Here is a 21,191-nt window from a genome sequence, read left to right on the forward strand (position 1 = left end):
CAGGACAATATATTATGTCAGTAACAAAACTACAATTCTATTAATGAAAAAAATTAAAGAAAAAAAGAAAAATTGGTTAGAGAAAATAAGATTAAGAAACCGGAAACTTTGCTACCAATATTAAATGAGGACAAATATTTTGAAATACCAAATAGTTGGATGTGGATAAGATTACAAGATATTATTCTTGAACCACCTAAAAATGGATATTCTCCTAAAGGTGTTGATTATCCAACTTCAACAAAAAATCTTACATTAACAGCAACAAGTAGTGGTTTCTTTAAAGAAGAACATTTTAAATATATTGAAGAGGAAATCCCGGAGAATTCGTATTTATGGTTAAAAAAAGGTGATATTTTAATTCAGAGAAGTAACTCATTGGAAAAGGTCGGTATAAGTTGTATTTACGATGGAAATGATAATGCTTATATTTTTACCCTGATTTAATGATGAAAATTAAAGTGGTCGAACCTATAAACATAAAATTTATATACTATGTATTAAGTTCTTATTATACAAGAGAATACTTTAGAAAAAATGCTACAGGGACCTCTAGCACCATGCCTAAAATTAACCAATCTATTGTTGCAAATACTCTTATTCCCTTACCGCCAATTAATGAGCAAAATAGAATTGTTATGAAGATAGAAGAACTATTAAAATATTTTCATGAACTTGACGAAACAATTAAGCTAACATTTCAAGAAAGTGAGAAATTAATTAAAGCTATATTACAAAAAACATTCACCAATCGAATAAATTAAGTTAAAAAAGGAGCTTGATAATAACTAAAAGCTCCTTATTTTTTTCATGAGAATTAATTAAGATGATATAAAAAAATCTAAACAATAATCACAAAAAGCTGGTTCATCTGGATATTTATTATAAACCAATTGAGATTCACATCTTGCACAAGTTGCAATTTGCTCTGCACTGTACCATACCCCACAACAAAGACATATATATGAGTGACTATCCTCAATATAAATCATAGCTTGAGATCTGCAATCAATGCACTCATAACGAGGGTCAGTACCACCGTCTATAGCAATTTCGTGTAAATTATAGTTTTCATTTATGTATTCAACTTCAAAATCTGTGAATCTCGTTTCACAAAAATAACAATACGCTTCAGAATCCCCTTCAATAATAATAGTATCATTTGAGCAGTACGGACACTGCAGCCCATCTATCATCTGTATTTTAAGGTGTTCTTGTTGTTCAATTGATTTTAATTTTGCTTTAATATACCCGTTGTATTTATGCAGGTATTCAATGATAAATTGTAATTTTTCATCATCTTCATCTAAAAAGTAATTGTAAACAAGCTCATTTTTTATAAAAGGAACTAAATGAATAAGAATATTAACAATATGGGATTTTAAAGCTTCAATTCGAATGTTGACATGGAAATGCTCCATTTTATTTCTTTCGGATCTTAGCCAATCAAGCTCCGCTTTAAATTCGTTCTGTATTATTATATTGGCTTCTTTTAATCTGGATAAGAGTGTCTCATATTTTACTGATTGGAAATTTCCGTTTCTAAGGCTATTGCGATTATATTTATTTGTATTTTCAAATATTAGTTTCTCGTCAACATTGTAGAGACGTTCCTTCAGAATAAGTAAAACGCCTGAATAAAGATGTAGGGCAGTATATTTTAACTCATTATTTTCTAAGTCGTTAAATGACCTCAAAATGAAATCTAAACCATTATCAATCATTTTTAATTCTATTTTGTTTGGCATGTTATCTACCTCCTTTTAAACCGAATTTTTAAGGGGTAATAAAATTCTAACAAATCAATATAGACTATTAATACTAAATACTTCTTATTTTACAAATTTCGATAAAATATGATATCATAAAAGTATAGAACATCTGTTTGTTGAAGGAGGATGCTTTTGTTATCCAAAGCTGAGAAAATCTTTAATACTTTTGAAGAAAAAATCACAGAGTACTATAAAACAGATGCAATTAGATATTCACAAGTTCAAATGGCAATGGACGTAGCAGCGTTTTTGGACAAATCAGAATCAAAAAGGCTTATGTTTATGGAAGCACCGGTTGGTACTGGAAAATCATTAGGTTCTCTTGTTCCTGCATTGATTGAAGCTAATAAAGGTAGAAATTGTAGAGTGGTTTATGCCACGGCCACTATCAATCTACAAGGGCAATTAATGAATAGTGAAGTTCCTTTGCTAAAAGAGGTAAAGCTAGTAGGACAACCTTTATTGGCAAAGGGAAAAGCAAATTATTACTGTCATAAAGAGTTTAAAGCTAGGAAAAAACAATTTTCTCCAAAAGAAAAAGAAGTGTTTACAGAATTTTTTAAAAAGGCAGAAACTGGGCAAAGAAATGAATTTGAAGACCATTGTATGCTAGATGTTAACGATGTTAAATGGGAAAAAGTTGCCCTAAAAGTTTCTAAAAAAGTATGTGAACAGTGTGAATACTCACTAGTATGTCCAACAAATGGACATAGACAAAGCTTCTTGTCTCCATTTAACGACCTATTAATAACCAATCATGATCAACTAATTAGGTCAGTATTAAATATTACTTCAGAACCAAGACAAAGCCCCATGATCCCTGTTGAACCGGGAATAATTATCATTGATGAAGCTCACCACTTTTTGGAAAATTTTTTGAATCAACTTGAAGAATCTTTTACTATATTCAAACTGAAAAGTTTAAGGAGAGATATTTCAAAAACCCATAAAAAAAGGTATGAAAAGTTAACACACTCGATTGATGAATTTTTTAATATTAAAATAAAATCTGATGAAATTTCTCTACAAGGTCGCTATCCTGTATCAGATGAGCTTATTACAATATTAAAGGAATTAAGCACAATTGTTAATGATTCTTTAATAGAAAAATCAACAAGGGACCTACATAGACATTTTTATAATAAGTCTGATGAAGGTAGCGAGCTTGAAGATTTATCAATGGTATTGCATAAAATCCTTGATGTTAAATTTGTAAGTTGGATTAATTACGAAGAGAAAAAATTTAGTCTGATTTCTGAAACATTTCCGTCGGATTTTAGGAAATTTATTAAGTTTCTATCTATTACCAACAAAATTATTGTAATGTCAGGGACATTAACATCAAACGGTGATTTTGATTCATTAATTAAGCAATGGAGATTAAATAATAACGAAGTAATTACAAAGAAAATAAATTCTCCATTTGATTACCTTAATCAAGCAATTGTATATGTACCAGAAGGTATTGAGGATCCAAATAGTTCGAAATACCTTAGTTCTATCAGTAAGGAAATAAAATCAATGATTTCCTATACTGAGGGGAGAAGTCTGATCCTTACGACATCAAAGGAACACATGATAAATGTATCAAAAGACTTATCCTCGTTTTTAGAAATGAAACAAATTAATTTATATGTCCAAGAACAAAGTGGAGTTGAAAAATTAACAAATCAGTTTAAGAAAGATGAAACAAGTGTATTAGTCGGATCAGGCAGTTTTTTCTCAGGCTTTTCAGTTCCGGGCAATTCTTTAGTGTCTGTTATATTAACTAAATTACCGTTCCCAGTACCGACTGATCCATTTTTAAAATTAATTGGTCAGGGTTATGAAGATGAATTTTTTGATATGGTATCTTTCCCTCATATGATTAATAAGTTAAATCAAGCAGCAGGAAGGTTAATTCGTGATATTAATGATTTTGGGGTTTTTACTGTATTAGACCCACGCATTTTTACCAGAGAGTATGGAATAAGAATTCAAGAAGAATTTCAAAAACAGGGGTATAAAATAACCAGATCGTTTGAAGAGGCTAAGTCGTTTATACTTCAGAAGTTTAACCAAGGTAGTGAAGCCCGATATGAACAATACTCTAGACAAAGTATTGTTACAAAGGATGTTTTATTGGCTATTCCTGAAATAAAAAAAGAAATAAAGGTATCAAAGGAACCGAAGACTCGTCAGAAAAAAAATATAATTACCAATAAACAAAAAGAGTTTGCAAAAGAAATATGTAAACAAAAGAAGGTATATTTTCCTCGTGAGAAAAAGACTCCCGATGACCTTTATCAATATTTAATTGATATTTATTATTTTAATTGGGAGGATACAGCCATTATTGAAAATGGGTTCCCTTTTTCAAACGAAGAAGAAAAAAGCCGTTTACAGAAAATTAATGGGACAAAAAGAAAGACTGTAATGCCAAAATGTCATGAACTTGGCTGCAGTGGTATTTGTGGAAAACAATATAAGGATGAAATTGAACATAAACTAATAAAAGAATATGGAGCAAATACTGTGAAGTTCTATCCTAGCCCCTGCAAAAAATTCTGTAGAGCACTAGTTGAACCTTTAGAAATTCTTGAGAATCACTTCAAACCAGCAAAATTAATGTGAACAAATATTCAAGTGTTATTGAGCTTTGGCTAAGGGGGACCCTTCGTACGTAAGGCGAAAAAACTAGAAACAGGATTGATGAAAGATATAAAGGGGCATAAACACCAATTTTTATAACAAGACCATAAAACGCTGAATAATCAGCGTTTTATTTTTTTAACATATATTTTAAGTAATATATAACTTTAGAAAAAGACAAAATGTAAATTAATACTAAAACCTTATAAAATCTGCATAAAATCTCCACATTTTATTGATAATCTATATTAGACAATAAATACGTTAAAAAGGATGGTAATAATGAAAAATAAAAAAGTATTTTTAGGAATTGCTTCATTTTTATTAGTCTTATTTTTAGCTGCTTGTGGAGGCAATAATGAGACAGCTCCAAAAGATAATGCAGATAACAAATCTAATTCTCATGAAAATATGAGTAAAAGTGATGAATCCGATTCTATGGAAGGAATGGATCATTCAGAAATGAATCACACAGGTTCAGGGGAGGTTCCGGAAGGTTTGGCAGAGGCAGAAATTCCGAAATATCCTGTAGGCAGTGAAGTGGTTATTCATGCTGATCATATGCCGGGGATGGATAATGCAGAAGCAACGGTTTCAGGAGCTTTCGATACTACGGTCTATTCGGTTACATATACCCCGACTACTGGTGGGGAACCGGTTAAAAATCACAAATGGGTGATTCATGAAGAAATTGAAAATGCCACTGATGAACCATATAAAAAGGGTGATGAGGTGGTTTTAAATGCAGAACATATGAAAGGAATGGATGGAGCAAAGGCAACAATTGATACCGAAGAACAAACAACAGTATATATGGTTGATTACACCGATATTAAAACTGGTGAAAAGATAACAAATCATATGTGGGTAACAGAAAGTGAACTATCACCTGTAAAATAAATAAAATATCTTGGAAATTTAAAGGGATTGGCAACAACAAGCCGATCTCTTTTCCATTTTTTATTATTTATAAGCTATCGATTTGTGGCCAAACATATTGTTCTGAAATTTAATTTTCAGTAAACATTCTGGATTACTGCAGAATTAGATTTCTCCATAATTTCTCGATATTATTATTATATGATGTAAATAATGATTACTTTTTATTGAAATTCAAGGAGTAATTTAATGAAAAAAATTAAGAAAATAAAGAGTATATCGACCAAACTTGGATTACTTTTCAGCGGAATATTTGTTGTTTTACTTTTCATTCTAGGGTCCATATTATATGGAGTTTTTATTAATGTGTTCGGCGATTATGTTAAGCAGGATTTGCTTGTAAGAGGAAATAATCACGCAAAGGTTCTGGAAGGACAATTTAATGAGGCAACAATAGCGCATGTAATCAGAATGGAAAAAGGAGCAACAACCAAGGTTTTAATCACTGATCCTGCTCAAAATGTAATTGGTTCTTCGGTTCCCCCGGATGAAGATATGAAAAATCATTTATTAGCTAAAGGAGAGAAACTGAAAAAAGGACTGCTAATAGAAAGTGATTGGAAGCACCATGATTATATTATTTCCGTTTCTCCTATTGGAATAAATGAAGGTTACGTATATATGTACTATCCCGCCAATATATTACGGGAAATTGTGGTTGTATTAAACCTATTAATATTAGTAGCCAGCTTAGGAGTTATATTGCTCGCTTTTGGATTTATCGGGATTTTATCCAAAAGACTTACAAAGCCGCTCTTAATGATGAAGGATGCGACAAATAAAATGTCCCTTGGGAGGTACCAACAAAAAATTCCCGTTGTAGGTGATGATGAGATTGCACAGTTAGGAAACTCTATTCAGTCATTAGGGGAACAGCTTCAATACTTTGAAGACAGTAGAAATGATTTCTTAGCAGCTGTATCCCATGAGCTTCGCACCCCTCTAACTTATATTAAAGGATATAGCGATATATTAATGAAGGGGATGTATAAAAGCAATGAAGAACAAAAGCAATATTTACAAATTGTCAATAATGAGGCTAAACGTATATCGATTTTAGTAAATGATTTATTTGAAATGACTAAATTGCAGGTAAATGAATTTGTGTTAGACCGTGAGTTTTCAAATCTCAATCAGGTTATCGATAAGGTTATAACAAATCTCCAGCCCGAAATATTGAAAAAGGGGTTAAAGATAACCTCCAACTTACATGAAATTCCGCTAATCAGTTTTGACCCTAAAAGAATGGAGCAAGTCTTATATAACCTTGTTGAAAATGCAATGAAATATACACAGCAAGGGGAAATTTTCATTTCATCCTATAAAGAAAAAGGTTTAATAAAAATAAAAATTAAGGACACTGGGATTGGCATTCCAAAGGCAGAATTGACCAAAATATTTGACCGTTTTTATCGTATTGAACAATCTCGTGCAAGAAAAACAGGAGGAACCGGACTTGGCCTGTATGTTGTCAAACAGATTGTGGAAGCACATGAAGGGGAAATTACGGTGGAAAGTGTTGAAAATATAGGTTCAACTTTCACAATATCCTTGAAAATATAATCTAATAGGGGAAGGAATAAGCGATGATTAAAATATTGGTGGTCGATGATGAGTTTGAAATGAGACAGCTTTTGAGGCTTTATTTACAGCAGGAGGGTTTTGCTGTGGAAGAAGCTGAGAATGGGAAGGAAGCGTATGAAAAAATTTTTAAACATGAATATCATCTAATGATTTTAGATGTAATGATGCCTCAGCTTGATGGCTGGCAGACACTTGAACAAGTACGAATGGTGTCAGAATTGCCGGTAATCATGTTAACGGCGAAAGGGACTTTGAAAGATAAAGTTTCCGGGCTATCAAAAGGTGCAGATGATTATTTAGTCAAACCATTTGAAGCCGAGGAATTAGTAGCAAGGGTTCACGCTTTGCTGCGAAGAATCCATCCAATTGATGAAAAGGAGAACTTATTAAAATATAAAGGGATAAAAGTTGACTTAAATGCTCGGAATGTTATTTATAATGATAAAAAAATCAGCCTTACGCAAACTGAGTTTGATCTACTAAAAGTTCTTTTACAACATAAAGGAAATGTCCTCTCAAGGGAACAATTAGTTGAACTGATTTGGGGTATAGAGTTTACTGGCGAAGATCGAACGGTTGATTCTCACATTAAAAATCTTCGGGATAAATTAAAAGCAGCAGGGGTTCATGAGCAGCCCGTTAAAACAGTTTGGGGAATCGGCTACAAAGTAGAATAGGTGAGAAAATGAAAAAGCTACTGTCCACCATATTTTTATTTTTGATTATCATTCTTGGGATTTCGCTCTTAATATTTGTCATTAAAATGACTTGGTTTCCTCCAACTTCAATGGGGATGATGATGGGGAAAAATATGATGTTGCATCACATGATCTTCTGGTTTTCGCAGATGACTATAATTTGTTTTTTTTTCGTAACGATAATTATGATTATTTGGAGGACCATGAACAGGAATAAAGATAAGAAATAAAAAAACACAATCAATGGTTAAAATAACGTTTCGTAAGACGATTCTTTGAACTAGTCCATAGAAATGTATATATATTGTTGGATAAAATCAGATACACAAGATTAAGGAGAGAAAAAGATTGAAGAAATATTTTATTACATTAGGTCTTCTTACAATGATATTAGTTTTAGCAGCATGTGGGCAGGATACAAAATCAACTAAAGAGCCACAACAATCTTCTGAACAGCAGCAAACAGAAAAGGCAAATGAAGAAACTAATTCCGACGGAAATCAAGGAAATATAGCATCAAACAGCTTTTTTAAACTATTTGATGGGAAAATAGACCATATACATGGAGTTGGCTATGTCGGGAATCAAAATGTTCCTTTTTTTGCTGCTCATGATGGTTTAAAGGTTTATGAAAATGGTAAATGGTATCAAACAAAGAAAGAAAATAACGACTATATGGGTTTTAACGCAACTGAAAAAGGATTTTACTCAAGTGGCCATCCCGGAGCAGATTCTAAATTGCCTAATCCGATTGGTATAAAAAGCAGTACGGATAATGGACAAACTTTGAATAACATTTCCCTTGAAGGAGAAACAGATTTTCATAGTATGGGTGTAGGGTACAGTAATAATTTGATTTTTGTATTGAACCCAGAAAAGAATTCTACAATGGAAGCAGGAAAGTATTATAGAAGTGACGATGTCGGGAAGACTTGGAAACAAGTTCAAGCAAAAGGATTAAATGATAAGATCATGGGGTTAGCAGTCCATCCGACTGATGCTAACATGATTGCCGCAGCTGGTGAAAAAGGAATTTATTTATCAAAGGATAAAGGAGAGACGTTTGAACGTATTGTAGATAATTTGCAAAGTACTGCCGTGTTTCTCTCCAAGGATAGTCTTTGGTATGGAGGCTATAATGGAACAGCACTTTTGGTAAAACGCTCTTTAACTGACGGCAGTGAAAAAAATATATCTCTGCCAAAAATGGAACAGGATGCAGTGCTTTATTTGGCACAAAACCCGCAGAATGAAAAGGAATTGACTTTTGTTTCTTTTAACGGGAATATTTATCAAACAACTGATGGGGCAAATAATTGGAATTTACTTGTAAAAGAAGGGCAGTTACAATAGACTTTTTATTCATTCAAAAAGCTGAGGAGTAGTTCCTTAGCTTTTTTGTGCTTCCAAGTATCGAGTTGTAACACATTGTCCTAAGAAAACACAAAATTTCTCCATATTTTTGAACTAGTATATAAGTACAAGGTAAGAAAAAAAGGAGGAATTTTATATGAAATTTGGAAAAACTGTTGAATCTGAATCGTTAAATTTTAGTACTTCCGAAAAAAATAAATGCTGCGGTGATTGTAAAGGCTCTGATAAATTAAGTCATAACCATGAACATCAGCACTATGACCATTGCAATAATAAAGAAGAACATACCCATAAGTGCGGGCATCACCATGATTTGGAGGTGAAATAATGAGTTGGTTATCCGTTTTGGCGTTGCTCATTTGTCCGTTAATGATGATTTTTTGTATGAAAGGAATGATGGGCGGCCATAACCATCATGATTCTCACTCATCACATGATTTGAATAATAAAATGAAGCATTTAGAAGCTGAAAATGAAAAGCTTCGAAAAGAAGTAGATGCCCTATCTTCACTTGTAAAAAAAGAATCTTAATAAAATAGCCGTTGCCATTCGTGGCAATCTGATTACTGTCAGTGAAATGTACCATCCTTGACATATTTTTTACCGTTGAGTGACAAAAAGTGTACCAATGCATTACAACCTGTTTACCACTTCGTACCATCTGGTTTGATTAACAAAGAAAAGAGTCGTAATATTTGGAATCAATAATGTTAAGTTGTTACACACTTTTGATTGATGTTCAATAATAAGATCAATCTTCCGCAAACGGGCTATTATCTTGAATAACGCTTAATAAGTAAAACTGGATATCTATGTTAAGTATAGAGCGTCTTGTGAATAAATGAACTTAAACTAACTCGGCAGTTTAGTCGTTTAACCCATTTATTATCGGTTGCATAAGTATTAAAATTACCTAGAATAATTGTTGATAAAGATTCATTTATAATTAATTATGAGAAAGAGGTCTAGATTGATGATTGATATTAAAAAGGTTGATGTTGTTTTACAACCTTTGATTAAAGAAGTTCCTACATTAAAAAACGGTCTGGATTTAATTCAAAAATATGCAAGTGTAGTTTGTCTAAATTACGTCTTCTTGCTCTAATCATTGAAGCTGCTGAGGTAACAGCAGAATAAAAATTTTCTTCTGAAAAATAAAAAATAACGTGATTTTTGTCTTTTTTATGATATGATAAGCATGTCCACCTTTGTTTTTCATTTTAAATATCTCCTTTTAATTTATTTTCTTCAATTTAAATTAGAAAGCAGGGGAAAGCATGGACAAAAAAGGTATTCTGAATTTTAGTTTTGCGGGATTGAGCGTGGTTTGTTTTCTTGGATTTGTAAACACTCTAGATGACAAAACTATTGAGAATTTTAAAAAGCTAAAATCTGTTGTGATTGACAAAAAAAAATAAATCATTAATTGTCTTTTAGGGTAGCTTGAATAGCTACCCTCTTTGTTTTTTTTAATAAAGTAAGTAAAACCAAAAACCGCCATATCTAAGGAAATGGCGGTAGAGTTTATCTATTTTCTTCATTCAAAGTTATAGCCAATTAGCATAAGTACAAAAAGAAATAATGTACCTGCCCTGCCCAAATGGATACACTTAAACGGGTGCGTTAGTTCAACAAGAATTAGCTTTGAGACATAAATAGTTATTTCATTAAGGGGCGCTTTCCTGCAATAAGGAAAGTGTTTTTTCCATTTTAGGACCAGTTTTTTAAGTAACACATGATATAATAATTTATATAAAAAAGGAAAAGGAGCAAACGAAATGATTCACGAAAGCGATAAAGTAAATGACTTGGTAATAACTGAAAGTGACTTAAACTTCCAGAAAATTTATTCAAAACCATATTTTCCAAAAGGTCTTGAAGAGGATTTAAAAAAAGCAAATTTATTATTATTACCGTATGAGGGGTTTAAAACTACTAAAGGTCCTGTTTTTCCAGAACAAACAATGGAATTCTATAAGTTTATTAAGAATTATGACTCTAATAAGTTGATTGGGGATATTTGTATTTCTGATGAAGACTATGCAGAACTTGAATTACATGCTGATTTAATTACTTTATCTAGTATGATAGTTACAATGGGGGTTCTCCCAATAGCTACAGGTTTGATTGCAAACTATCTTTATCAAAAAATCCAAGAGCGTAATCATAAAACCGATTTAAAAGTAAAAGTTAATATTACAGTTGTGGATGGTGATAAGTCTAAAAATATCTTTTATGAAGGAGATGCAGAAAAATTTGAGGAAACTTTAAAAACTGCTAATGAATTTAATATTTAAGCAGAAGGTGAGCTATTGTGGATATTCTACAAATCTCTAAGTATTTACAGTATTTTAAAGGAATAAAATTAAATAAGGATATTTTAGATCAACTATCTGAATTTAAAAAAATAGCTGTAAATAAAGGAGACCAAGAAGAGGCTAAAAATATTTGGTGTTTAGAACAGGTTTATAAAGTAATAAATCATTTTTTAACTGCTTATAAACAACTAGAAAAAAAAGAATATTATTCAGCATGGTGTAAACTAGAACGTGCAGACATCGAATTACACTTCCTTCGGAGGCACTTAGATTACAGTGGTAATAAATATGGTTTGGAATTTATTGAAAATATTATTAACCAATTACAAAAGTTGTTTCCATATCAAGTCTTCAGTAGTAGAGAATCAACCGTAAAAAAATGGCGATGCTCGATTTGCAATCAGGTTATTTCCCTAAGAAATTCTTGTGGTCACGAAATAGGAGAAATATATAACGGTGAACAATGTTTTCGAATTGCCGAAGACATAGAGTTTCATGGTATTGCTATAGTTACTAATCCTTTTGATAAATTCGCAGTTCTCTTTCCAGAGGGTAAAGAATATAACTATGCAATGCTTGAAAATCTAATGAAAAATTGGACAAACCCCTACGATAAATGGGAATTACATATCGTTTTAGATTTAAATGAAGAATTTAAGGGTTTGGGTAGAAATGATCCATGTGCTTGTAATTCAGGTGAAAAGTATAAAAACTGTTGTCTTAGAACTGGTGAAGATAAGCATGAACATTATAAGATATTATTTCTCGAAAAAGATCTAAAAAATTTCAAACGCCAAAGAAAACAGTCATTTAAAACATGGAAAAACTGATTTGTAAACAGGATTTTAATCTATATTTAAGAGTCCTTCCCAAAGACAATAAAAATTAAGGACTAACTTTTTCTTCAATAATCGGGGCTATTGTTGAAGATTTTATACCTAATTCCTCGCTAAAGTAAGGAGGGATTAGGCTTTTTATTTTTCCAAATCTTTAATTATGTATTCCATACTTTATTGACGTTACCACCATTGGTGTAATTTGTTGTCAACGAGTGGTAAATTCCTTGGTGAACACTGGTAAAAAATTTGGCAAGGGTGGTAAAATCACTTGGTCGTAATCAGGCAATCAGCTTTTTTCAAGCACCAGAAGATCATTTACTACTCTAGTTTATTATTTGTATTTGGAGGGAGATTTATTAGAAATGAGAAAGGCTAATCAGGAATAAGGAGTGTACAATATCTTAATTGAATTTCCTCCTTTGAAGTTGTGTTTACATTTTTTATTCCCCCTTAGTTATTCTCATACTGGATATTAGTGAAAAAGTATGAAGATTGTAAGGAGAAATCGTGACATCTTTTCATCAAATAAATAATTAAACGGTTTTTGAGATTTTATTTAGAATGGTAGCATCATTGCCAAATTTACACATGGCATCACAATCACAACGTAAATCATGAAATAACAGATATGAAATAGTTTGGGAATCAATAGAACGAATGGATGGCCTTAGTAATTGAGCCTTAATTTCTTTTTCCCTTTTTTCAGGTGCTACTAAATAAAATTGACAGGATTCGCTCTCAATTGAAAGTGATAAATCTGTCAATCGCAGGATGCCGGAATAAATGGAGGTACTCTTTTCCACTTCAAAACCAGCAATCACTTTTTCGTCATGATCAAGCCATAAAACATCAATCAATGCAATTGTATCGGCAACAGCTGGAGGAAAATTAAAAACTTTAAAATTATCAATGGAAAACTCACCAAGGTTTTTCCCATTCCATTCCCGTTTATGATCATTGCGTGCAATCCAAACTTTGTACCCAAGTGACTTACCTAATAGGGCAAGATAATATTGCATTTCGGTATGGGTGTTTTCTTCCAATATATCTTCAATCACATCTTTTTTTCTGCGGCTTTTTGCCTTTTCCCTTTTTTCTATTTCCTTTTGTATAAAATCTGCGGCATTTTTATCGATGATCATTCTATTACTGCCGATTTCAAAAAGCAATCCAGCTAAAGACCTAAATCTTTTGAAAGTAAATGACGATATTGCTCATTTGTTTCTAGTATTTTATCATGCATTTTCAGGTATTCGGTCCAAGAGCCTAACTTAATTTTTTCGTTAAATAATAAATTAAAGCCATTGACTATAGCAGTATTAAAAGGAGGAAAAAGAGTGGGATGCAAAAAATATAGGATATTTGCCACGGCAGGACCTAATCCCTTTATTTTTAAAGAGCCAATTGATAAATTTCTGTCAGTATTTTATCTGAACTCGAAGCTTCTAAACAGGCCTTTAAAAATCGTCAAAAAGCTTTTTGATTCTGACTATTTTCATAGATATCAGGGATGCGTAATTTTGGCTTCCAATAAAAGGCGTGAGCAGCTCCTTCAAATACTTGCTTTTGCTCGGAAATAGCTGTAATCACCATTTCTAAACTAGAGCCTTTAAAGTCATTTCCAAAGCTGCCTTCCTCAATTTCCGTTATAACTTTGGCAAGTCCTTTTCGGATTGTACGAAAGGCTTTTAAACGGTCACTGCTATGCAGGAACCATGTATGGTATACTGATTCCTCGTCGCTTTAATATTGTTCGATTAGCTTTTCCATATGGATTTTCCCCTTCAGTAAAAAATGAAATAGTAAATATAATTATATCAAAAGTACATTTGGTTTATTATGATAGAAATCATTTCTTCTATTCTAAATTTTTATCTCCATACTTTCTACAAGGTATTATGGTATGGTAATTCTATTACAATATAGTCTTGGGTGATGGAATGTACAGTATTCTTAGTAAAATTAGTACTTTTTTAAGCCAGCCATTTTTTAATATGGCAAATAGTTTAGAATCTTGGCCGATTGTATTTGCCTTACTATTAGGTCTTGTCGGAGCGCTTGCCCCTTGTCAGCTTACAGGCAATATTAGTGCGATTACACTATATGGGAACAGTTCTATCCAAAAGAAGATAGTCTGGAAGGATGTATTTAGCTTTACATTAGGTAAAATTGTTGCTTTTTCATTTTTGGGTGGATTGGTATGGCTGCTGGGGAAGGGTATCGAACAAAATCTGACTTTTTATTTTCCTTGGCTTCGTAAAATAATGGGACCTATCTTAATTATTGTGGGAATCTATATGCTGGGATTCATAAAATTGAAGGGTAACATTAAATTGTTTAAACAGTCAAAGGAATACAAGCAGGGAAGCCGTTTCGGATCATTCATGCTAGGATTAAGTTTCTCTCTAGCTTTTTGTCCGACCATGTTTATTTTGTTTTTTGTTACATTAATGCCAGTTGTGTTGTCCAGTTCATATGGATTTGTTCTTCCATCCGTATTTGCTCTTGGCACAGCGTTACCGCTTTTAATTGTGATTCTAATAATTTGGTATCTTGGCGGCAGCGGTGCATTAATGAAAAGAGGGAGGAAATTCGGGGCCATTGTTCAAAGGATTGCTGGTATTTTTATGCTGATCTTAGGGATTTTTGATACATTAACTTATTGGTCGTTATAATTTACTAAATCTAAAGAAGTAATAAATTAAATGCAAATGGGTGGGGGATTATGAAGAAACGTCGATTAGTAATGAGGACAATTATATTACTCGTTTTATGTTTGGCGGTTGGTTATACCCTGTATGCGAACTTAACAAAGGATAATAAAGTAAAGGTGGCTAAAGGACAAAAGGCTCCAGATTTTATCTTGACAGATATGCAGGGTAAAAAACATCGATTATCTGACTATAAAGGGCAAGGAGTATTTCTTAACTTCTGGGGAACTTGGTGTAAGCCATGTGAGAAGGAAATGCCTTACATAAACAATCAATACAATCAATTTAAAAATAAAGGTGTACAGGTTATCGCTGTAAATATTGCCGAAACAGAACTAGCCGTAAATGACTTTGCAGAACGTCATAAACTTGATTTTCCGATAGTGATAGATAAAGATAAAGAAGTAATGAATGCGTATGGAATTAATCCACTTCCTGCTACTTTTTTAATCGATAAAAATGGGATAGTAGTTGAATATTATACCGGTCAGCTTACCGAACAAAAAATAAGGGAGTTTATGGAGCGAATCAAACCATAATTACAAAGTGATAGAGCTATATTATTTATCTAAAAACATAGCCAAATTAAAAAAACGCTGAAAAATCAGCGTTTTTTTATGCCTCTGGCATTGGTGTAGGAGTAGGGGGTGTCCCTGTCCCTTTATATTTTTCGTCTATCATATTTCGAATTTCTTTTAATGGTGTTCCTTTTTCAAACTCTGATTTAGCCTCACGGGCTATGTCTACACAGACCCCTCAGCCAAAGCCCATCGTATCAAGAGTTACAGTATCGCCTTCTACGCTATCAACAAAACAATTTGTATTGCTTGTGTGACCATCCTCTTCGTAACAACCACAATAACAAGGCATATAATTCAAAACTTCTGGATGATCAACAGCAAACTGATAGGCTTCTAGGATTTTTAGACTATCAGTATTAGTAGTGATAACAGACCAATCATCGCTGCCAATTTTATAAGTTAAAACGGGGTTGCTATTCCCACTGTTAGATTGCTTTTCCTTTGTTGCCTGATCTTCAGACGAAGAGGAACAACCAGCAACTAAGGTGATGACAGTCAATATAGGAAATAAATACTTCTTCATCAAACCTTCCTTTCTTTTCTTCTATTAAAATGTTATTTATGTGTAAATTTAACATATTCTTTTGTAGGATAGCGAATTATACATATAGATGCAATAATTCAAATAGAAAAATTTCTGTTTTTACTAAAGTTTGGTTCAATAATTAGACACATTCCCAATTGAAGTAATCTGTATATTGTATCTGCAAAATAAACAGTTACATTTCGTGAAGTTTAATTAAGATCTTCTGTTAAAAATCTAAACGAATTTGACACTAGATATTCAAATAATTGTTTGACTATTCAAATGATATTTCATATACTAATATTCAAATAGACGTTTGATTAAGGGGGTAGAAATCTTGAAGCACGATGATGTTTGTGAAGTAACTTGTGTGGATGATTTAAAAGTGAAACGGGTAAAAGAAACTGTTTCTAAACAAAATACATTAGCTGTTGCACAAATATTTAAAGCATTATCTGATGACACGAGGATTAAAATTGCCTACGCATTAAGTGTGGAGGATGAACTATGTGTATGTGATGTAGCCAACATCGTTGGCAGCACAACTGCTACTGCATCTCATCATTTACGGCTTCTTCGTAATTTAGGGTTGGCTAAATATCGTAAAGAGGGAAAATTAGTATTTTATTCTTTAGATGATGAACATGTAAGACAACTGATTCAAATTGCCTTTGAGCATCAAAGGGAGGTGGAAAATCATGAGTGAAGCAATAGAAAAATCAAATCAAAAAACGGTTTATCGTGTGCAGGGATTCACCTGAGCTGGCTGTGCTACAAAGTTCGAAAAGAACGTACAACATCTGGATGGTGTTGTTAATGCGAGTGTGAATTTCGGTGCCTCTAAGCTTACGGTTTATGGAGAAACAACAATTGAAGATCTAGAAAAAGCAGGGGCTTTTGAAAATATAAAAGTCATTCCTGAAAAACAAAAGTTTGAAGAGAAAAAAGAGCCATTTTTGAAACAACATTCTTCGGTCATTGCTTCGTTTGTTTTCTTACTAATAGGATGGCTATCTGGGCAAATGAATGGAGAAGAAAGTATTTCATCGATTTTAGCCTATGGCATGTCCATTTTAGTAGGCGGATATCGTCTTTTTATTACAGGGCTGAAAAACTTATTTCGCTTAGAATTTGATATGAGGACCTTAATGACAATAGCAGTTATAGGAGCAGCTATTATCGGTGAATGGGGAGAAGGAGCAACGGTTGTCATCCTGTTTGCAATTAGTGAGGTTCTGGAATCCTACTCGATGGATAAAGCACGACAATCTATTCGTTCCTTAATGGATATTGCTCCAAAAGAAGCATTAATACGAAGAGATAATCAAGAGCTTACAGTAGAAGTGGACGATATACAAATAGGCGATATTTTAATCGTAAAACCCGGACAGAAAATTGCAATGGATGGAATTGTTCTAAAAGGATTATCGTCTGTGAACCAAGCTGCAATTACAGGAGAATCTGTTCCAGTTTCCAAGACCATTGATGATGAAGTATTCGCTGGAACCCTAAACGAAGAAGGACTTCTTGAAGTTAAAGTAACCAAACATGTAGACGATACTACCATTGCAAAAATTATTCATCTTGTAGAAGAAGCTCAAGCTGAAAAAGCTCCATCTCAAGCATTTGTGGATCGTTTTGCCAAGTATTATACACCAGTAATCATGTTCATTTCGTTGTTAGTAGCCGTGCTGCCACCATTATTTTTCGATGGAGATTGGAGTAAGTGGATTTATCAGGGGCTTGCTGTTTTAGTGGTCGGATGTCCCTGTGCTTTAGTCATTTCCACACCAGTTTCTATTGTAACTGCAATTGGGAATGCAGCGCGTAATGGAGTTCTTATAAAGGGTGGAATACATTTAGAGGAAATGGGGGTAATCAAAGCCATTGCCTTTGATAAAACGGGAACCTTAACGGAAGGGATTCCCGTTGCAACGGATTATCTTCCCCAAGGTAATACAAATGCTAATGATCTGCTTTCCATTATTGCTGCTTTAGAAAATGGTTCGCAGCATCCATTGGCTTCAGCTATCATGAAAAAGGCTGAACAAGAAAATTTACCCTACCAAGACATTGCTATAGAAGATTTCTCTTCTATTACAGGTAAAGGAATCAAAGGTAGGGTAAACGGTAAAATGTATTATGTGGGCAGTCCCGGTCTATTTGATGAGATCTTAACAAATGGAATTCCGTCGAATCTGAAGATAACCATTTCTGACCTGCAAAATAAAGGGAAAACCGTAATGGTAGCTGGTATCTCAACCGAAATATTGGCACTTTTAGCTGTTGCAGACGAAGTGAGGGGCAATAGTAAAGCAGTAATACAGAAACTTCACTCACTGGGTATTCAGAAATCAATCATGTTAACTGGTGATAATTCAGGTACAGCAAATGCAATAGGTCATCAGGTGGGGGTTTCTGATATTAAAGCAGACCTTTTACCTCAAGATAAGTTAACCTTTATTAAAGACCTTAGAGGTAAATATGGCCATGTGGCAATGGTCGGGGATGGGGTAAATGACGCTCCAGCTTTAGCTGCTTCCACGGTTGGGATTGCTATGGGCGGAGCAGGAACGGATACAGCATTAGAAACTGCAGATATTGCTTTGATGGCTGATGATCTGGGTAAACTGCCATTTACATTAAAATTAAGCAGAAAAGCTTTATCAATAATCAAACAAAACATTACTTTCTCTTTAGGGATAAAACTTGTTGCATTACTATTAGTTATTCCCGGCTGGTTAACATTATGGATAGCGATATTTGCTGACATGGGAGCCACTTTAATCGTGACACTTAATGGCTTACGACTTCTCCGAGTAAAAGACAAATAATTGAAGGCTTCCCGTTATGGGGAGCCTTTTAATGGGAGGGGATAAAGTGAATAATGGTTGGAACCGTTTGATTTATAAGTGTTGGTCCCCCATTTATGACCATTTTTTTAATTCAGGAATGTTCCTAAAGGCAAGGAAAGAGATATTTAAAGATATTTCGCTTGAAAAAGGTGATAAAGTTCTTCTTGTTGGTGTCGGAACTGGTGCTGAAATTCCTTACTTTTTAAACAAAGGATACCAAATTACAGCCATTGATTTTTCTGCTGATATGTTGAATGTGGCAATAGAGAAATACCCTAATTCAGATGTCACCTTCCTGCAAATGGATGCACAAAAGATGGAATTTAAAGAGGAATCATTTGATTTTATTGTAGCGAGCTTAATTCTTAGCGTGGTACCTAATCCGGACAAAACAATGGCTGAAATTATTAGGGTTCTAAAGGTGAACAAGGAATTTTTAATTTTTGATAAGTTTGTTCCTAAGAACAAAAAAATGAAATTAACACAAAGACTCCTAAGACCCATCGTTAAAGTATTTGGTACCGATATTGGATTAGATTTTTATGATGTATTTAAGGTAGTTGAAAATCGATGTGTTTTAATAAAAGATGAAAATGTTATGATGAATGGAATGTACAGGAAAATTATATGTAAAAGAAAGGGGAAATAAGTTGAGAAAAATATTCTTTATATTAATTAGCATGTTGGTGATGATCCCTACTATCGCTAGTGCGCACACGGAATTGATTTCTTCCAATCCGGCATCAGAGCAAGTGGTTAATGGTGACCTAAAAGAAATCGTCCTTACATATGGAGGGAAAATAGAATCATTGAGTACGATGAGATTAGTGTTGGACGGTAAAGAAGTTCCTTTGCTTAGTGTTACACCAGAAGAAAATCAATTAATCGCTGTTTTATCAAAACCTCTAGAAAACGGGTCATATAGGGTTCTATGGAGTATAGCTGGAGAAGATGGACATCCGATAACGGGTGAAATTCCATTTAAAGTACAAAAGGAAGAAAAAGAAGAGGAACAAAAGACAGAAACAAAAGAGCCAGTTACGGTTAAAAAGGAAGATTCTAAATCAGATGAAAAAAAATCAGTAAATGAAAAATCCGAGAAGCAATCAACCGATTCTTCTAACGTAAAAACAATCATCACCGTGGCAATTGTAGTCATTTTTCTTATCGGGTTGTTCTTGTTATTTAGGAGGAAGCGCTAATATGGGATTTGTTATTCCTATAGCTGAGTTTGCAAATTATTTACTTTATTCCATTGTAGTCGGACATGTTGCCTTGCAATTTGTTCCTGAAGCCAATAAGCCTAAAATTATAATGGCTAAACCAGTATTACTCCTTTCCACACTTGGAATTATCTTTTTCTCATTAGGGCCAATCGTTCAAACTGTTTCCTATTTTCAAAGTGGAGTAGGTCTTCCGTTAGCCATAAAATCTGTTTTATATGATTTTCAGGTAGGAAGAGCATGGATTTTTATTGGTTTTATGTCCACATTTTTGTATATGGCCATTTTGCTTAATGGCTCGAAATACCTGAAAGCAATTTTAGTTCTATTAATGATATTAGCTGTTGGATATTCCAGCCATGTCGCATCGTTATCATTTTGGGCAGGCATCTTGTCTCATAGTACACATTTTTTAATTGTAACATTATGGGTAGGAATCCTGATTCATGTTGCTTGGTTCGCGAAGGAAGAACTTAATTGGTCCAAATTTTTAAGGTGGTTTACTCCATTTGCAATTATATGCTTAATCATTATTATCCTAAGTGGTATTTACCTGATGACATTTGTTGTTGAACCAAAGGACTATTTCAAGACTTGGGTCTTGCCGTATGGACAAATGCTTCTGTTAAAGCATATTAGTATCATCCCTGTTTTAGTTTTTGCCCTTATAAATGGAGTGCTTTCAAAGAAAGCATTAATGGTACCAGCTTTTAATCCAAAATTATGGGTAAAAGCAGAAAGCATTATTTTATTATTTGTTTTTTATTTTACAGCTGCTATGGGAACGTTATCGCCACCGCATGATGTTGAATTCACTGTAAAGTCCGAGGGTGCTTCTAAGTGGGTAGAATGGTTATTGGGTAAAAATATTCCTTCAACCTTACAGATGCAATTTTTGCCGTCTTTTCAATCGGGATTGTTAATCGTACTTTCAATATTATTTTTAGTAATGATTATGTTCAGTTTCAAACAGCGAAGACCTATACTTGGAGTATCATTTGGAGTGATATTTATTCTTGTTTTATATATGGGCTTGGTGCTTTCTTTGTTCATTTAGATTTAATAATATATAACATCCTGAACCTGTAATAAAAATAATAATATACTTTGTCAAATATGAAAACGAATAAAAGGAAGTGT

The 21,191-nt window shown here is 33.2% G+C and carries 24 protein-coding genes; 20 read left to right on the plus strand and 4 right to left on the minus strand.

From position 1 onward, the window contains the following. The first annotated feature begins 72 nt into the window (after window positions 1-72). Both NFS43_RS22085 and NFS43_RS22090 read left to right on the plus strand, forming a co-directional pair. Window positions 73-447, plus strand: a complete 375-nt coding sequence (locus NFS43_RS22085) for a restriction endonuclease subunit S domain-containing protein (protein WP_251555053.1) — start codon at window positions 73-75, stop codon at window positions 445-447. Beyond that, on the plus strand, window positions 447-764 hold the full coding sequence (locus NFS43_RS22090; RefSeq protein WP_251555055.1) for a restriction endonuclease subunit S: 318 nt from the start codon (window positions 447-449) through the stop codon (window positions 762-764). Before NFS43_RS22085 ends, NFS43_RS22090 begins: the two co-directional genes overlap by 1 nt. Window positions 765-821: 57 nt before the next feature. Here the strand turns inward: NFS43_RS22090 and NFS43_RS22095 are convergent, their stop codons facing one another. Beyond that, window positions 822-1,748: a hypothetical protein gene (locus NFS43_RS22095; protein ID WP_251555057.1), complete on the minus strand. Its 927-nt coding sequence runs from the start codon at window positions 1,746-1,748 to the stop codon at window positions 822-824. Window positions 1,749-1,904: 156 nt separating this feature from the next. On the opposite strand from NFS43_RS22095, the gene NFS43_RS22100 reads away from it, so the two are divergent. The 11 genes from NFS43_RS22100 to NFS43_RS22145 all read left to right on the plus strand — a co-directional run bounded on the left by NFS43_RS22100 (window position 1,905) and on the right by NFS43_RS22145 (window position 12,146). After that, window positions 1,905-4,385: an ATP-dependent DNA helicase gene (locus NFS43_RS22100; RefSeq protein WP_251555058.1), complete on the plus strand. Its 2,481-nt coding sequence runs from the start codon at window positions 1,905-1,907 to the stop codon at window positions 4,383-4,385. 300 nt (window positions 4,386-4,685) lie between these two features. Further along, a complete protein-coding gene (locus NFS43_RS22105; RefSeq protein WP_251555059.1) occupies window positions 4,686-5,303 on the plus strand; it encodes a YdhK family protein in 618 nt (205 codons plus the stop codon). 228 nt (window positions 5,304-5,531) lie between these two features. Further along, window positions 5,532-6,905: a sensor histidine kinase gene (locus tag NFS43_RS22110; RefSeq protein ID WP_251555060.1), complete on the plus strand. Its 1,374-nt coding sequence runs from the start codon at window positions 5,532-5,534 to the stop codon at window positions 6,903-6,905. Between the two features lie 23 nt (window positions 6,906-6,928). Then, window positions 6,929-7,603, plus strand: a complete 675-nt coding sequence (locus NFS43_RS22115) for a response regulator transcription factor (RefSeq protein ID WP_251555061.1) — start codon at window positions 6,929-6,931, stop codon at window positions 7,601-7,603. Window positions 7,604-7,972: 369 nt separating this feature from the next. Continuing rightward, a complete protein-coding gene (locus tag NFS43_RS22120) occupies window positions 7,973-8,977 on the plus strand; it encodes a F510_1955 family glycosylhydrolase (protein ID WP_251555062.1) in 1,005 nt (334 codons plus the stop codon). A 157-nt stretch (window positions 8,978-9,134) separates the two neighbouring features. Further along, on the plus strand, window positions 9,135-9,326 hold the full coding sequence (locus NFS43_RS22125; protein WP_251555063.1) for a hypothetical protein: 192 nt from the start codon (window positions 9,135-9,137) through the stop codon (window positions 9,324-9,326). Next, the gene (locus NFS43_RS22130; protein ID WP_251555064.1) at window positions 9,326-9,529 is read left to right on the plus strand and encodes a DUF2933 domain-containing protein; all 204 of its coding nucleotides are present in this window, start codon (window positions 9,326-9,328) and stop codon (window positions 9,527-9,529) included. The genes NFS43_RS22125 and NFS43_RS22130 overlap by 1 nt, the downstream gene beginning before the upstream one ends. A gap of 442 nt (window positions 9,530-9,971) precedes the next feature. Then, window positions 9,972-10,103 carry a hypothetical protein gene (locus NFS43_RS24475; RefSeq protein ID WP_277613996.1) on the plus strand — a complete coding sequence of 44 codons (132 nt, stop codon included), beginning with the start codon at window positions 9,972-9,974 and terminating at the stop codon, window positions 10,101-10,103. Between the two features lie 172 nt (window positions 10,104-10,275). Further along, window positions 10,276-10,416, plus strand: a complete 141-nt coding sequence (locus NFS43_RS22135) for a hypothetical protein (RefSeq protein ID WP_251555066.1) — start codon at window positions 10,276-10,278, stop codon at window positions 10,414-10,416. Between the two features lie 360 nt (window positions 10,417-10,776). Next, window positions 10,777-11,295 carry a hypothetical protein gene (locus tag NFS43_RS22140; protein WP_251555067.1) on the plus strand — a complete coding sequence of 173 codons (519 nt, stop codon included), beginning with the start codon at window positions 10,777-10,779 and terminating at the stop codon, window positions 11,293-11,295. A 17-nt stretch (window positions 11,296-11,312) separates the two neighbouring features. Continuing rightward, complete coding sequence (locus NFS43_RS22145; RefSeq protein WP_251555068.1) at window positions 11,313-12,146, plus strand: YecA family protein; 834 nt, start codon at window positions 11,313-11,315, stop codon at window positions 12,144-12,146. Between the two features lie 542 nt (window positions 12,147-12,688). Here the strand turns inward: NFS43_RS22145 and NFS43_RS22150 are convergent. Together NFS43_RS22150 and NFS43_RS24480 are read right to left on the minus strand one after the other, a co-directional pair. Further along, window positions 12,689-13,297 carry a hypothetical protein gene (locus NFS43_RS22150; protein WP_251555069.1) on the minus strand — a complete coding sequence of 203 codons (609 nt, stop codon included), beginning with the start codon at window positions 13,295-13,297 and terminating at the stop codon, window positions 12,689-12,691. Window positions 13,298-13,622: 325 nt separating this feature from the next. After that, complete coding sequence (locus NFS43_RS24480; RefSeq protein WP_277613997.1) at window positions 13,623-13,748, minus strand: hypothetical protein; 126 nt, start codon at window positions 13,746-13,748, stop codon at window positions 13,623-13,625. 347 nt (window positions 13,749-14,095) lie between these two features. Between NFS43_RS24480 and NFS43_RS22155 the strand changes: the two genes are divergently transcribed. Then, complete coding sequence (locus NFS43_RS22155) at window positions 14,096-14,830, plus strand: urease accessory protein UreH domain-containing protein (protein WP_251555070.1); 735 nt, start codon at window positions 14,096-14,098, stop codon at window positions 14,828-14,830. 50 nt (window positions 14,831-14,880) lie between these two features. Further along, complete coding sequence (gene resA, locus NFS43_RS22160; protein WP_251555071.1) at window positions 14,881-15,405, plus strand: thiol-disulfide oxidoreductase ResA; 525 nt, start codon at window positions 14,881-14,883, stop codon at window positions 15,403-15,405. Between the two features lie 76 nt (window positions 15,406-15,481). Here resA and NFS43_RS22165 read toward each other — a convergent pair whose 3' ends face one another. Next, on the minus strand, window positions 15,482-15,970 hold the full coding sequence (locus NFS43_RS22165) for a PCYCGC motif-containing (lipo)protein (protein ID WP_277613998.1): 489 nt from the start codon (window positions 15,968-15,970) through the stop codon (window positions 15,482-15,484). 340 nt (window positions 15,971-16,310) lie between these two features. Between NFS43_RS22165 and NFS43_RS22170 the strand changes: the two genes are divergently transcribed. The 5 genes from NFS43_RS22170 to NFS43_RS22190 are packed head-to-tail and all read left to right on the plus strand — an operon-like array spanning window position 16,311 to window position 21,108. Then, window positions 16,311-16,679, plus strand: a complete 369-nt coding sequence (locus tag NFS43_RS22170) for an ArsR/SmtB family transcription factor (protein WP_251555072.1) — start codon at window positions 16,311-16,313, stop codon at window positions 16,677-16,679. Further along, window positions 16,672-18,807, plus strand: a complete 2,136-nt coding sequence (locus tag NFS43_RS22175; protein ID WP_251555073.1) for a heavy metal translocating P-type ATPase — start codon at window positions 16,672-16,674, stop codon at window positions 18,805-18,807. The genes NFS43_RS22170 and NFS43_RS22175 overlap by 8 nt, the downstream gene beginning before the upstream one ends. Before the next feature lie 46 nt (window positions 18,808-18,853). Then, entirely contained in the window at window positions 18,854-19,477 is a 624-nt protein-coding gene (locus NFS43_RS22180; protein ID WP_251555075.1) for a class I SAM-dependent methyltransferase, read from the plus strand. 1 nt (window position 19,478) lies between these two features. After that, window positions 19,479-20,030: a copper resistance CopC family protein gene (locus NFS43_RS22185; RefSeq protein ID WP_251555076.1), complete on the plus strand. Its 552-nt coding sequence runs from the start codon at window positions 19,479-19,481 to the stop codon at window positions 20,028-20,030. A gap of 1 nt (window position 20,031) precedes the next feature. Continuing rightward, entirely contained in the window at window positions 20,032-21,108 is a 1,077-nt protein-coding gene (locus NFS43_RS22190) for a copper resistance D family protein (RefSeq protein ID WP_251555077.1), read from the plus strand. Window positions 21,109-21,191 lie beyond the last annotated feature (83 nt).

This window comes from Neobacillus muris, assembly GCF_943193175.1.
Lineage (GTDB): Bacteria > Bacillota > Bacilli > Bacillales > Cytobacillaceae > Neobacillus > Neobacillus muris.

Coding starts and splice junctions, on each gene's coding strand:
- NFS43_RS22090 (WP_251555055.1), top strand. CDS start 447: ATGATGAAAATTAAAGTGGTCGAACCTATAAACATAAAATTTATATAC.
- NFS43_RS22095 (WP_251555057.1), bottom strand. CDS start 1,748: ATGCCAAACAAAATAGAATTAAAAATGATTGATAATGGTTTAGATTTC.
- NFS43_RS22105 (WP_251555059.1), top strand. CDS start 4,686: ATGAAAAATAAAAAAGTATTTTTAGGAATTGCTTCATTTTTATTAGTC.
- NFS43_RS22110 (WP_251555060.1), top strand. CDS start 5,532: ATGAAAAAAATTAAGAAAATAAAGAGTATATCGACCAAACTTGGATTA.
- NFS43_RS22115 (WP_251555061.1), top strand. CDS start 6,929: ATGATTAAAATATTGGTGGTCGATGATGAGTTTGAAATGAGACAGCTT.
- NFS43_RS22125 (WP_251555063.1), top strand. CDS start 9,135: ATGAAATTTGGAAAAACTGTTGAATCTGAATCGTTAAATTTTAGTACT.
- NFS43_RS22130 (WP_251555064.1), top strand. CDS start 9,326: ATGAGTTGGTTATCCGTTTTGGCGTTGCTCATTTGTCCGTTAATGATG.
- NFS43_RS24475 (WP_277613996.1), top strand. CDS start 9,972: ATGATTGATATTAAAAAGGTTGATGTTGTTTTACAACCTTTGATTAAA.
- NFS43_RS22135 (WP_251555066.1), top strand. CDS start 10,276: ATGGACAAAAAAGGTATTCTGAATTTTAGTTTTGCGGGATTGAGCGTG.
- NFS43_RS22140 (WP_251555067.1), top strand. CDS start 10,777: ATGATTCACGAAAGCGATAAAGTAAATGACTTGGTAATAACTGAAAGT.
- NFS43_RS22150 (WP_251555069.1), bottom strand. CDS start 13,297: ATGATCATCGATAAAAATGCCGCAGATTTTATACAAAAGGAAATAGAA.
- NFS43_RS24480 (WP_277613997.1), bottom strand. CDS start 13,748: ATGGTGATTACAGCTATTTCCGAGCAAAAGCAAGTATTTGAAGGAGCT.
- NFS43_RS22155 (WP_251555070.1), top strand. CDS start 14,096: ATGTACAGTATTCTTAGTAAAATTAGTACTTTTTTAAGCCAGCCATTT.
- resA (WP_251555071.1), top strand. CDS start 14,881: ATGAAGAAACGTCGATTAGTAATGAGGACAATTATATTACTCGTTTTA.
- NFS43_RS22190 (WP_251555077.1), top strand. CDS start 20,032: ATGGGATTTGTTATTCCTATAGCTGAGTTTGCAAATTATTTACTTTAT.